General features: G+C 74.5%; 10 protein-coding genes and 1 tRNA gene. 4 read left to right on the top strand and 7 right to left on the bottom strand.

Translation table 11 applies throughout. From position 1 onward, the window contains the following. Positions 1-211 precede the first annotated feature (211 nt). Together ACF1AK_RS21380 and ACF1AK_RS21375 are read right to left on the bottom strand one after the other, a co-directional pair. Positions 212-285: transfer RNA gene (locus tag ACF1AK_RS21380), tRNA-Met, on the bottom strand. A 67-nt stretch (positions 286-352) separates the two neighbouring features. Next, positions 353-3,367 (bottom strand): UPF0182 family protein, encoded by a 3,015-nt coding sequence (locus tag ACF1AK_RS21375; RefSeq protein WP_391500588.1) that lies wholly within the window; start codon positions 3,365-3,367, stop codon positions 353-355. 199 nt (positions 3,368-3,566) lie between these two features. Here ACF1AK_RS21375 and ACF1AK_RS21370 point away from each other — a divergent pair, with 199 nt between their 5' ends. Further along, positions 3,567-4,127, top strand: a complete 561-nt coding sequence (locus ACF1AK_RS21370; protein WP_391500396.1) for a PPA1309 family protein — start codon at positions 3,567-3,569, stop codon at positions 4,125-4,127. 16 nt (positions 4,128-4,143) lie between these two features. On the opposite strand, the gene ACF1AK_RS21365 is transcribed toward ACF1AK_RS21370, so the two are convergent. The 4 genes from ACF1AK_RS21365 to ACF1AK_RS21350 all read right to left on the bottom strand — a co-directional run bounded on the left by ACF1AK_RS21365 (position 4,144) and on the right by ACF1AK_RS21350 (position 7,339). Beyond that, positions 4,144-5,223 (bottom strand): PDZ domain-containing protein, encoded by a 1,080-nt coding sequence (locus ACF1AK_RS21365; RefSeq protein WP_391500395.1) that lies wholly within the window; start codon positions 5,221-5,223, stop codon positions 4,144-4,146. 90 nt (positions 5,224-5,313) lie between these two features. Continuing rightward, complete coding sequence (locus ACF1AK_RS21360) at positions 5,314-5,502, bottom strand: hypothetical protein (protein ID WP_391500394.1); 189 nt, start codon at positions 5,500-5,502, stop codon at positions 5,314-5,316. Positions 5,503-5,684: 182 nt separating this feature from the next. Further along, entirely contained in the window at positions 5,685-6,125 is a 441-nt protein-coding gene (locus ACF1AK_RS21355) for a molybdenum cofactor biosynthesis protein MoaE (protein WP_391500393.1), read from the bottom strand. Between the two features lie 65 nt (positions 6,126-6,190). Further along, positions 6,191-7,339 (bottom strand): NAD-dependent epimerase/dehydratase family protein, encoded by a 1,149-nt coding sequence (locus ACF1AK_RS21350; protein ID WP_380295005.1) that lies wholly within the window; start codon positions 7,337-7,339, stop codon positions 6,191-6,193. Between the two features lie 209 nt (positions 7,340-7,548). Here ACF1AK_RS21350 and ACF1AK_RS21345 point away from each other — a divergent pair, with 209 nt between their 5' ends. Beyond that, positions 7,549-9,138, top strand: a complete 1,590-nt coding sequence (locus tag ACF1AK_RS21345; protein WP_391500392.1) for a zinc-dependent metalloprotease — start codon at positions 7,549-7,551, stop codon at positions 9,136-9,138. Beyond that, complete coding sequence (locus ACF1AK_RS21340; RefSeq protein ID WP_391500391.1) at positions 9,135-9,725, top strand: NUDIX hydrolase; 591 nt, start codon at positions 9,135-9,137, stop codon at positions 9,723-9,725. The genes ACF1AK_RS21345 and ACF1AK_RS21340 overlap by 4 nt, the downstream gene beginning before the upstream one ends. Before the next feature lie 316 nt (positions 9,726-10,041). Here ACF1AK_RS21340 and ACF1AK_RS21335 read toward each other — a convergent pair whose 3' ends face one another. Then, entirely contained in the window at positions 10,042-10,701 is a 660-nt protein-coding gene (locus ACF1AK_RS21335; RefSeq protein ID WP_391500390.1) for a M48 family metallopeptidase, read from the bottom strand. A 324-nt stretch (positions 10,702-11,025) separates the two neighbouring features. On the opposite strand from ACF1AK_RS21335, the gene ACF1AK_RS21330 reads away from it, so the two are divergent. Then, positions 11,026-12,114 (top strand): ThiF family adenylyltransferase, encoded by a 1,089-nt coding sequence (locus tag ACF1AK_RS21330; protein WP_391500389.1) that lies wholly within the window; start codon positions 11,026-11,028, stop codon positions 12,112-12,114. Positions 12,115-12,761: the final 647 nt, after the last annotated feature.

Genomic DNA, 12,761 nt, shown 5'->3' with positions numbered 1-12,761 from the left:
CGTACACCTGCCCCGGCCGAATTCGGCGGGGCGGATCCGAAGCCGACGAAATTGCTTCGGCGCTTTGTCGATTTCCCGACACTTGGCTCCCACAAACCCCGCTGCCGTCGTCCTTGGCGACGCTCGATGGTACCGGAGCGTGCCCGCCAGGCCGTGCGGGCAAACGCCGAAGGCCCGGAGGAAGAATCCTCCGGGCCTTCGGGCTACTGAGTAGCGGGGACAGGATTTGAACCTGCGACCTCTGGGTTATGAGCCCAGCGAGCTACCGAGCTGCTCCACCCCGCGTCGGTGGTTGAACCATAGCACGGGCGCGGGGTGGGACCGAAATCGGTCAGCGCGGGATCGCCGCAGCTCAGGGGCCGCTGCTCGGCGGGGCCGGGGCGGTGGCCCCCGCCGACGGAGCCGTCGACGGGGCCGCCGGCGGTCCGGAGGACGGGGCGGCCGTCGGGTTCGCCGAGGGGGTGGCCGAGGGGGCGAGGCCCGACTTCTGCTGCGCCGCGGCCAGTTCCCTGGCCGCCTCGCTCTGTGCCTTCTGCGCCTGGCCGAGGGCCACGAAGTCACCGGCCTTCAGCGCGGCGTCCACGTCCCCCTGCGCCTTCAGCACGTCGGCGATCGCCTTCTGCAGCTCCGGCGAGACCGTGGCCCCCGGCGCCGGCGTGGTCGGCGTCGTGGGGGTGGTCGGGGTCGTGGGCGTGGTCGGCGTGGTGCCGGGCGCCGGGGGCGTGACCGGCGCACCGGTCACCGCGCCGCCGAGCACCTTGGCCAGCGCCTTCTCCAGGTTGTCCTCGACCGCGACGGTCGCGTGCTCGTTGCCGTAGGTCGCCAGCACCTTCTTCAGCACCGGGACCTTGGCGCTGCGGCCGATCAGGTACACCGGCTCGACGTTGAGCAGGCCGCCGCCGACCGGCAGGGTCAGCAGGTTGCCGTACTCGATGTCGGAGTCGGTACCGGTCTTCAACAGGGTCAGCTGGTTGGCGACCAGCGGGTCCGAGTTGAACTTCGCCTGGACCTGCTTGGGGCCGAGCGCCCCGGAGTCGGTCGGCACCTTGGCGATCCGGATCTTCCCGTAGTCCGGCCCCGGGTCGGCGCTGACCGACATGAAGGCGGCCAGGTTGTCACGCCCGGACGGCCCGAAGCTGGTGGTCAGCGAGAACGACGCGGACTGCGCGCCGGGCATCCGGACCGTGAGGTAGTACGGCGGCTGCACCTCGTTGGAGTTGGTGGTCGGGTCGGTCGGCACCTGCCAGATGTCCGTGCCGTTGAAGAAGCCGCCGGCGTCGGTCATGTGGTACTCGGCGAGCAGGTCGCGCTGCACCTTGAACATGTCCTGCGGGTAGCGCAGGTGCGGCATCAGCGAAGCCGGGATCTCGGCCTTCGCCCGGACGGTGTCCGGGAACGCCTTCATCCAGGTCTTCAGCACCGGGTCCTGCTCGTCCCACTGGTAGAGCGTGACCTCGCCGGTGTAGGCGTCCACGGTGGCCTTGACCGAGTTGCGGATGTAGTTGACCTGGTTGGCAGCGGTCAGCAGCTCACCGCGCTGGTTGGTCAGCGAGTCCTTGGTGACGTCGCCCAGCGTCGTGCGGGACGAGAACGGGTAGCCGTCCGAGGTGGTGTAGCCGTCCAGCACCCAGAACACCCGGCCGTCCTCGACCACCGGGTACGGGTCGGCGTCGATCGACAGCCACGGCGCGACCTTCTCCACCCGCTCCTTGGGGGTGCGGTCGTAGATGATCTTCGCGCCGTCCCTGATCGCGCTGGAGTAGAGGATCTGCGGCTCGGCGAACTTCACCGCGTACGCGGCCCGGGTCAGCGGGTTGCCCAGCCCGACGCCGCTGTCGCCGTCGTAGCTGAAGTGCACCGGGGTGCCGTTCTCGGCGGTGTAGTCGATGTCCTGGTAGCCGCCGCCGACGATCGAGTACGTGCTGGTCTTCTCGCCGTAGTAGATCCGCTGCTGGTAGTCGCCGAACGATCCCTTCGTCGGCAGCGCGGACTCGGTGTAGACCGGGTTGCCGCTGGCGTCCACCTGGTTGCCCTTGGCCGCGATCACGCCGTAGCCGTGGGTGTAGTTGAAGTGGTCGTTGATCCAGTTGCGCTGGATGCCGTTGAGATCCAGCTCACGCACGCCCAGCACGGTGTCCTGGTCGCCGTAGCGGTCGACGTCCAGCGACTTCGGGAAGGCGTAGTAGGTGCGCAGCGCCTGGTTCTGCTGGAAGGTCGGGCCGACCACGTTGGGGTCGAGCAGCCGGATGTCCGAGATCGTCTGGGCGTCCGGGGCCAGCGCCGCCGCGTCGGTGGTGTCCTTCGGCTCGTACGGGGTGATCTCGCTGTCCGCGATCCCGTACGCCTGGCGCGTGGCGTCGATGTTCTTCTGGATGTACGGCGTCTCCTTGGCCTGCTCGTTCGGCTTGACCTGGAACTGCTGCACGATCGCCGGGTACACCCCGCCGATCAGCACCGCCGACAGCACCATCAGGCCCAGGCCGATCAGGGCCGGCGCCCAGGTGCGGCGCACCGGGGTCAGGAAGAACAGCACCGCGCAGATCACCGCGACGAAGAACAGGATCGTCTTCGCCGGCAGGAACGCGTTGGCGTCCACGTACCGCAGGCCGGTCCAGCCGGACACGCCCTTGTAGGAGCCGGTCTTCACCGCCAGCGCGTACCGGTCCAGCCAGTACGCCACCGCCTTCAGCAGCACGAACACGCCCAGCAGCACCGCCAGGTGCCCCTGCGCGCCGGTGCTCGCCCGCCGCCCCGGCCCCTGCAGCCGCAGGCCGCCGTACAGGTAGTGCACCAGCGCCGAGGTCAGCAGCGAGACGATCACCGCGCTGAACGCGAAGCCCAGCAGGAACTCGTAGAAGGGCAGGTCGAAGGCGTAGAACGAGACGTCCTTGCCGAACTGCGGGTCCTTGGTGCCGAACGGCGTCCCGTTCGTCCACAGCAGCCAGGTCCGCCACTGGCCCGAGGCCGCGGCGCCCGCCACCAGCCCGATCACCAGCGAGATCCCGAGCAGCGCCCAGCGCTTGAACGGCGCCAGGCCCGAGCGGTAGCGGTCCAGGCTCTGCTGCTCCACCGACATCGCCGACAGCGGCGGGCGCAGCCGGTGCGCCAGCCAGACGTTGAAGCCGACGATCACCGCCATCAGCAGCCCGAACACCGCGAACAGGCCGATCTTCGTCCACAGTTGGGTGGTGAAGACCGACGAGTAGTGCACCGACCTGAACCAGAGCCAGTCCGTCCAGAACCCGGCGAACATGACGAACAGCAGGAACAACACCGCGAGCACGCCCAGGCTCAGCAGGAGCACCCGCGCTCGCCTTGAGGGCGGGCCTACTCTGCGCCGGAACCCCGGCCCTGAGCGTTCCGGCATCTGGAATACCACGGTGGCACCTCGGCTGTATCGTCGTGGGATCGGTCGGTCCTCAGTGCAACTTAACCAGTCTTTGGCCGAGTTCCCACCGTTAGCAGACGGTTACGACAACCCTCCCCGGCCCTCCCCGCCCCGCCCCCTCCCTTTCCCGGAGCGGCGGGCGCCACGCACCGGGTGCCCGGCGTGTGAGGATTGAGGCATGTCCGATGGATCCAACCTCCCCGACGACGTCTCCACCCTCCCGGCCGGCAGCCCGCTGACCCGGGCCGCCCTGGAGATCGACGAGTACGCCGCCACCCTCGGCTGGGACCTCCCGGCCCGCCTCTTCGCCCTGGTGGACAGCTCCGCCCTGCGCAAGGCCGACCCCCGCATCGCCGAGCAGCTCGGCCTCGCCGACGACCAGCCCGGCCTCACCCCGGTCGAGCAGGACGAACTGCCCGCCGGCATGGAGCTGGACAAGTTCCTCGGCACCATCGCCTGGCCCGACGCGGTGGCCGGCTGCGCCCTGGTCGTCGAGCGCCTCATGCTGCCGCCGGGCGCCGAGCAGTCCCGCCCGCGCAACGCCAGCGACGCCCAGCTCGCCGAGTGGGTGGCCAACCACCCCAAGCGCGAGGAGGTGCGGATCACCGCCGCCGTGCTGCGCGACGGCAGCAAGGAGATCGCGCTGCGGCTGCGGTCGAAGGACACCGCCCGCGAGGTGCTGACCGGCCCCGACCTGGTGCCGGGCCTGACGCAGGCGCTGCTGGCGACCTTCTCCTGAGCGCCGGGACCCGCCCCTAGGAGGACGCGCAGGACGGCAGCGCGGAGGTCTGCCCGGAGCGGATCTGCTCCAGCGCCTTCAGCGCGCCGTCCAGCGTCTCCACCTTGACCAGGTTCAGCCCGGACGGGGTGTTCTTGGTGGCCTCGGCGCAGTTCGACGCCGGGGCGAGGAAGTACTCGGCGCCGGCGTCCCGGGCGGCGATCAGCTTCATCGCTATGCCGCCGATCGGGCCGACCTCGCCCTCGTCGGTGATGGTGCCCGTGCCGGCCACGAACCGCCCGCCGGTCAGGTCGCCCGGGGTCAGCTTGTCGATGATGCCGAGCGAGAACATCAGGCCCGCGCTGGGACCGCCGACGTCCTGTAGGCCGATGTCGATCCGGAACGGGTAGGTGTGCCGCAGGCCCGGGCGGATGCCGACCATCGCGGCGCCGGTGTCCGGCGACTTCACGGTCGGGACGCTGATGTCGGTGCGCACCCCCGGCTCGGCCGAGCCCTCCTTGACCCGCGGCACCACGGTGAAGACCGCCGGCTCGCCGGGCTGGTGCCGGGTGACGGCCTTGGCGACCGCGTCCGCGTCGGCGACCGGGGTGCCGTCGACGGCCACGATCTGGTCCCCGGCGTGCAGCCGGCCCTCGGCCGGGGCGCCGGCGGTGACGCTCTGGACGATCAGCTCGCTGCCCATCGGGATGCCGAGCTGGTTCAGCGCGGCGGTGCGGGCGTGGTCCTCGGAGAGCGCGAACTCCTCGGCGTTCTGCCGCTTCGCGTCGGCGTCGCTCTGGCCCTTCGGGTAGACGTTGTCGTGCGGCACCACCAGCACGTCGTCGCGCAGCCAGCCGATCACCGCGTTGACCAGGCTCGGCTCGTACTTGGCGCCGGTGACCTGGACGGTCGTCATGTTGAGGTGCCCGCTCGCCGGGAACGACTCGTGGCCGGTGACGGTGATCACCGGGGTCCCCGTCTTCTCCTGCACCCCGAGCGTGTTGTACGTCGGGCCCGGGCTCATCTCGGTGTACGGCACCTTCATCAGCACCGAGGCGCAGAGCAGCGCTATGAGGAGCAGGGTGGCGGCGAGCATCGTCGCAGAGCGGCGTGGCATGCCTCGACAGTACGGGACGCGGCTGACGGGCCGCCCGGCGGGCCGGGCTCCGCCGGCGCCCCGGCACTCGGGCGGGACGCCGGCGGGCGGCTAGCGTTCCGGGCGCTCGGGCGGGGCGCCGGCGGAGGTGGTGCGTTCCATCGCGGCCATGAACCGCTGGTGCTCGGCCAGCGAGGCCGGGTCCCCCGTCGCTCTCGGGGCCCGCTGGGCCCAACCCGCCCACACGGTGGCCAGCACCGCGGCGACGCAGGGAATGATCAACCAGGCGAGCGCAGCCATCTCAGTACTCCCAGCTCGTCGTGTCTATGAGCAGATTAACCATCCCGGCGGACAACGCCGCGGGCGCCGTCCGGGTTACGGCACGGCCGATCGGCTCACTGCCAGGGAGTATCCGGCCCACCGGCCCACACCTGTTCGAGTGAGCGGCCGGCGCGTCCGCACGCACCGGGTCCGACGGGAGCTCAGCAGTCCCCGGCGCCGACCCACTCCTCGCCGCCGTCCGCGAACACCTGGTGCTTCCAGACCGGCACCTCGTGCTTGAGGTCGTCGATCAGCCGGCGGGCCGCGGCGAACGCCTCGGCCCGGTGCGCGCAGGACACGGCGACGATCACGGCCCGGTCGCCGATCTCCAGCCGGCCGACCCGGTGCACCGCGGCCAGCGCCCGGACCGGGAAGTCCGCGGCGACCTTCTCGGCGACCCGGCGCAGCTCCCGCTCCGCCGACGGGTGGCAGCTGTACTCCAGCACGGAGACGGGCCGGCCGCCGTCGTGGTCCCGGACCGTCCCGACGAAGACCGTCGTACCGCCGGCCGCGTCGTCGCCCACCGCCTCGTACACCTCGTCGAGCGAGAGCGGGGTGTCGCGGATCGCGAGCAGGCGGACCGGGTCGTGGTTCTCGGACATGCCCCCATGATTGCCCATCCCGGGGGCGCCCCGGACCACCGCCCGGGGCCGCCGCCCGGAACCGGTCAGAACCGGCGCCGCTTGCGCGCCCGCCGCACCAGCGCCGCCGTGCCCACCAGTGCCACCGTCGCCCCCGCCGCGCCCAGGCTGGTCGCCGCCTCCTTGCCGCCCAGGCGCCGCCCGGCCACCGCGTGCTTGCCCGCCACCTGGGCCAGCAGCTCGGCCAGCACCTCCTCGTTGCTGTGCACCGGACGCCAGCCCGCCTCGTGCAGCCGGCTCCCCGACACCACCCACGGGTACATCGTGTAGGCGAGGTCCCCGGCCGGCGCCGGCGTCAGCCCCAGCCGGTGCAGCCGGGCCGCCGTCCCCAGCGCCAGCGAGGCCGGCAGCTCCATCCGCCGGATCCCCGACAGCCGCTCCACGTCCTCCTGCTCCAGCCAGCCGTCGCAGCCGACCGTCACCTCGCCCTCGACCAGGCCCAGCGCCGCGTACTCCAGCGCCGCCGCCAGGTCGTCCACGTGGCAGAACTGCCAGCACGGGCGCGAGCCCGCGACCACCAGCAGCCGGGGCGCCTCGAAGTGCCGGGTCAGCACCGTGTCCACCCCGGGGCCCACCACCACCGCCGGGCGCAGCACCGTCACCTGGAGCCCCGGGTGCGCCCGCGGCGCCCGGCGGGCCAGCCGCTCGATCTCCAGGAGGTCCCCGACCAGCGAGGCCTCCTCGGTGGCCCGCAGCTCGGAGTCCTCCGCCAGCGGCACCTCGTTGTCCGCCAGCGCGCCGTAGACCATCGCCGACGTGCACAGCACCACGCGGTGCACCCCGGCCGCCGCGGACGCCGTCAGCACCGTCTGCGCGCCGCGCACGTTGTAGGCGCTGCGGGCCCGCGGGTCCGACTCCATGCCGAGGTCCATCGCCAGGTGGACGACCACGTCCACCCCGGCCAGCCGCTCCGCGACCGCCGGGTCCCGCACGTCCAGGACCCGCCACTGCACCCCGGGCACCTCTCCGCGCCGGTCGTCCACCGCCAGGACGCGCTTCACCCCCGGCGAGGCCACCAGCCGGGCCGCGACCCGCTCGCCGAGCACCCCGGCGGCACCCGTCACGGCCACGGTCAGCGGCCTTCCGGCATAGGCTGGAGGCGGCGACGCCGTGATGTCCGGGGCGTCCTCTCCTCCGGTCAGCCCAGAGCGAACGTCCGAGGGCGGGGAACTCACCGGCCATCCTCCACGGTTAGCTTATGTGCGTACGTACGTGTGTCACGTACGTCCATCCTGCCCGAGGCGAAGGCCCGGCGGTGCACCCGGCGCGGGCCAGCCGCGCGGGAGCCGCCCACCGGCCGGGAGTCCCCCACTCCGCCGACCGCCCCGGGCGCGCAGACTTCACCGCCACCACCCGTATGACGGCCGACCGGATCGAGGACCCCGTGAGCGACCTTCCCTTCGGATTCGGCGTTCCGCCCGAGGAGCCCGAGGACGGCAAGGCCGAGCCCGACGACCAGAAGAAGAAGGAGGAGAGCGGCGACGCCCGGAGCGGCGGTCCGCAGCCCTTCGGCTTCGCCGGCGGCAACCCGCTCGGCGCCCTGTTCGGCATGGGCCTGCCCGGCATGCCCGGCACCCCCGGCGCGGGCGGCCCCGGCGCCGGCGACAACCCCTTCGCCGCGATGTTCGGCGGACTCAACCCCAACGACCTCGGCGCCGCCTTCCAGCAGCTCGGCCAGATGCTCTCCTTCGAGGGCGGGCCGGTCAACTGGGACCTCGCCAAGGACATCGCCCGGCAGACCGTCGTCGCCGAGCCCGCCGAGGGCAAGAGCAAGGACCGCTCCGTCAGCGCCGCCGAGCGCTCCGCCGTCGCCGAGGCCGTCCGCCTCGCCGACCTGTGGCTCGACGGCGTCACCACCTTCCCCTCCGGCGCCGGCACCGCCGTCGCCTGGAGCCGCGCCGAGTGGATCGAGGCCACCCTCCCGGTCTGGAAGGACCTCGTCGACCCGGTCGCCGAGCGCGTCGGCAACGCCATGGGCGGCGTGCTGCCCGAGGAGATGCAGGCCATGGCCGGCCCGCTGCTGGGCATGATGCGCTCGATGGGCGGCGCCATGTTCGGCACCCAGATCGGCCAGGCGCTCGGCGCGCTCGCCGCCGAGGTCGTCGGCTCCGCCGACGTCGGCCTGCCGCTCGCCCCGGCCGGGAAGGCCGCGCTGCTGCCGCAGAACGTCGCCGAGTTCGGCGAGGGCCTCAGCGTGCCCGCCGAGGAGGTCCGCCTCTACCTCGCCCTGCGCGAGGCCGCCCACCAGCGGCTCTTCGCCCACGTGCCGTGGCTGCGCGCCCACCTGCTCGGCGCCGTGGAGGCCTACGCCCGCGGCATCAAGGTCGACAGCTCCCGCATGGAGGAACTCGTCGGCCAGCTCGACCCGGGCAACCCCGAGGCCCTCCAGGAAGCCCTCGCCGGCGGCCTGCTCCAGCCCGAGGACACTCCCGAGCAGAAGGCCGCGCTCGCCCGCCTGGAGACCGCGCTCGCCCTGGTCGAGGGCTGGGTCGACGCCGTGGTGCACGCCGCCGCCGAGCCCCACCTGCCGCAGGCCGGCGCCCTGCGCGAGACCGTCCGGCGCCGCCGCGCCGCCGGCGGGCCCGCCGAGCAGACCTTCGCCACGCTGGTCGGCCTCGAACTGCGCCCGCGCCGGCTGCGCGACGCCGCCCGCCTCTGGGCGCTGCTCGCCGACGCCCGCGGCACCGAGGGCCGCGACGACCTCTGGCAGCACCCCGACATGCTCCCCACCGCCGCCGACCTCGACGACCCCGACGCCTTCGTGCACCGGGGCACCGGGGGCGACCTGGAGGGCGGCATCGACTTCGACGCCCTCGACAAGCTGCTCGGCGAAGCCGCCGCCGGCGGCGCCCCGGGGAAGGCGGACCTGACGAAGGACGACGGCGCGCCCGGGAACGACGGCTCCGGGAACGACGGCTCCGGGAGCGACGGCTCCGGGAACGGTGACCACGGAAAGGGCGAGCCCACCGCATGACGGCCACCGAGACGGACCGCGCCGCGGCCCTGCACGCCGACGCGGTCCGGGCCCTGGACGGCTGGCGACCGGCCGACCCCGAGCAGGAGCAGCTGCGCCGCGACTACCTGCGGCACCTCGCCGAACAGCCCGAGGGCCTGTTCCGCTCCTGCCTGCCCGCCCACATCACCGCCAGCGCGGCCGTCGTCGACCCGGCCGCCGGGCGCGTCCTGCTGACCCTGCACCCCAAGGTCGGCCGGTGGCTGCAGATGGGCGGCCACTGCGAGCCCGGCGACCGTGACCTCGCCTCGGCCGCGCTGCGGGAGGCCACCGAGGAGTCGGGCATCCCCGACCTCGCCCTCCTCACCCGCGACGGCGCGCCCGTCCCGGTCAAGCTCGACCGGCACCAGGTCCGCTGCACCGGCAAGGACCGGCCCGAGAACACCCACCTCGACGTCCAGTACATCGCGGTGGCCCCGCCCGGCGCCCAGGCGCTGATCAGCGAGGAGTCGCTCGACCTGCGCTGGTTCGACTACGACCGCCTGCCGGAGCTCACCGACCACTCCGTGCGCGCCCTGGTCGCGCGCGCCCGCGACCTCACCGGCTGAGGCACTTGGGAGCGCACGGACGACGAGAGGGGGGGGGGCCCCCCCCCCCCCGCCCCCCCCACCCCCCCCCCCGGGCCCCCCGGGGGGGGGGGGTGCCCCGGGCCCCCGGTTCGGGGGCGGGCCGCCCCGCGGCCGCGCCCCCCCCCCCCCCCCGGGGGGGGGCCGGGGGGCCCCCCCCCCCCCGGGGGGGGGCCCCCCCCCCCCCCCCCCCCCCCCCTCTCGTCACCCGTTTCGGCCGCCGGTGCTGTCGGCGTTCCCGGTGCCCCCGTTTCCGGGGCCTTCCGGCCTCGCGTCCTCCGCGGCCTCCGGGAACCGCTCAGCCGCAGGACTCCGCCGGCCCCGGATCCGACGGGGCCTCGTGCCGGGCCCCCGGGATGTGGGGCAGCCGGGCCGCCGACACCACACCCTCCAGATAGCCGCGCGCCCGTTCCGTGCGCGGATACGCCTCCAGCAGCGCCCAGAAGTCCGGGCCGTGGTCCGGCACCAGCAGGTGCGCCAGCTCGTGCAGCAGCACGTAGTCGACCACGTACTCCGGCATCCCCTGCAGGCGGTGCGAGAGCCGGATCGTCCGCTCGCTCGGGGTGCACGACCCCCACCGCGAGTTCTGGTTGGTCACCCAGCGGACCTGGGCCGGCCGGGCACGACCGCCCAGGTAGGCCGTGGAGAGCTCGCGCGCCCGGGCCACCAGCGCATCGTCCCCGAGCACCCGGCGGCTCTCCTGCGCGGCCAGCTTCTCCAGCATCTGGGCGACCCAGCGCTGCTCCTCCGCGTGCGACATCCGGGCCGGGATCAGCACGATCGTGCGGTCGCCCTCGCGGTAGGCGGACACCGTCCGGCTGCGGCGGGCGCTGCGCCGCACCTCCACCCGGGAGCGGTCGAACGGCTCGCGGGCGACCCCGGGCTGCGGTTCCCCGCGCGGGTCGGGGCCCTGGTCGGGACGCTGCTCCGGACGCCCGCGCGTACTCGGCGCCGCCACGTGCGACCCGGACGCTGCACGGGCACGCCGAGGCAACGCCGAGGGATGGGAGTCCCGTTCGGCTGCCATGGCACACGACGTTACCCGCTTCCCCTGACAGAAGTCCGCTGCCATGGCCGAAATGTTTCGTGGAGCGATCGGGAACGAAAGGCCGACGGCAGGTGTCCGGAAACCGTCTCCGGACCGGACGCCAAGTTATCCACAGGGTGTGCGAACGGATCATCCGATCATGCCCCCGTCCCTGTGGACAACCCACCGCACGCCGCCGTCCCGATCGGGCATGCTGCCGTCAGCCGTCCGGAATCGATCGGAAGGAAGACCGCCGTGCGCCTCGCCCTCAAGCCCGCCCTCTCCCGCAGCTGGCGGGACTCGGACACCCTCCAGTTCGGCACCATCCCCCAGCACGCGGGGGTGCTCGGCCACGCCGCCGACGACGCCCTGCGCGCCTTCCTCGGCCTCGTCGACGGCACCCGCGACCGGCCCGCGCTGCTCGCCGAGGGCGAGCGGATCGGCTTCGGGCGCGAACCCGCCGACTCCCTGCTCGACCTGCTGGAGCAGGCCGGGGTGCTCGACGACGCCGAGGCCTCGGACGAGGCGCTGGCCCGCTTCCCCCAGCCGCACCGCGAACTGCTCGGTCCCGACCTCGCCTCGCTGTCGCTGATCCACGCGCCCCCCGGCGCCGCCCCCGCCGTCCTGGCCCGGCGGCCCGAGCACGCGGTCGAGGTCCGCGGCGCGGGGCGGATCGGCGCGGCCGTCGCCGCCGTCCTCGCGGCGGGCGGCATCGGCACGGTCACCGTGGTGGACTCCGGCCGGGTCGCGCCCGCGGACTGCTCCCCCGCCGGGCTGCCGCCCACCGATGTCGGCCGGCTCCGGTCCACCGCCGCCCGCGAGGCCGTCGACCGGGCCACCGCCCGGCGCCCGGGCCGGCGCAGCCGCCCGCCGAGACCGGGCCTGCCCGACCTGGTGGTGCTGGCGCCCCGGGACGGCAGCGCCGCGTTCGCCGGCGGCACGCCCCAGGCCCGCGAGCTGCTCCGGGCCGGGGTCCCGCACCTGTACGTCGGCGTGGTGGAGGAGTTCGGGGTCGTCGGGCCCCTGGTCCTGCCGGGTGTCTCGGCCTGCGGCCACTGCCTGGTCCTCACCCGGGAGGACGAGGACGCCGCCTGGCCCCGGGTCCTCACCCAGCTCGCCGACGGCGGCCCGGGGCGGGCGCCGACACCGGCCTGCGACACCGCACTCGCGACCGCGGTCGCGGGGCTCGCGGCGCTGCACGTCCAGGTCTACCTGGACGGCGACCGACCGCCGAGCGTGGACGGCTGGTGCGAGCTGTCGGCCGTCGACGGCATGGTCCGCCGCCTGCGGCTCAAGGGGCACCCGGACTGCGGCTGCCTGTGGCAGCCGACACCCCCGCACTGAGGCCGGCGCGCGGCGACCGCCGGGGCGGACCCGGGTCGGCCACTGCGGCACCGCTCCGGGCGCGCGCCGGAGGGGTGCTCGGAGCGGCGGCCACGGCACCGCACCGGACGGCCACCGCAGCAAGCCCGGGCAACGGCTTCGGCACTGGAGCGGACAGCGCTCCGAAGCCGCCCCCGGGCGACGACGGCGGCACCGTGCCGGTGGTGCCGGAGCCCTGCGCGCAGAGACGGCCGCCGCGGCACTGCCACCCGTCCGAGCTGCCTCCGGGGCGGATCCGGGGCCACGGGCTGGGGCGCCGCTCACGCCGGCGGGTGCGGGAGCGGCGGCCGAGGTAGCGCTTCCGGCGTGCACCGCGCCGCTGCTCCGGGGCGGCAGCTGGGGCGCCGCTCCGGCGGGGCCCGCCGGAGCGGCGCCACGGTCGAGGGCCGCTCCGCCCGGGCCGGGCGGCGGGGACGGTGCTTGGGGCTGCCTCGGCGCCTCGGCACGGGCCGAGGGGCCGAGGGGGCCAGTGAGCCGAGGAGGAGGGTGGGGCGGGGAGGGGGCGGGGGGAGGCCCCCAGGAGGGGAAGAACTCCGCAGCGGGACGCGGAGCAGTGCCGGGGGGGCGGGCGGGGCGGGCGCGCGCCCCCCCCGCCCGCCGCCCCCCCC

This window comes from Kitasatospora sp. NPDC015120 (genome assembly GCF_043080305.1).
Classification (GTDB): Bacteria; Actinomycetota; Actinomycetes; order Streptomycetales; family Streptomycetaceae; genus Kitasatospora.
Note: the sequence above shows the minus strand (reverse complement) of the source record. Positions and strands in the feature narration are given on the sequence as shown.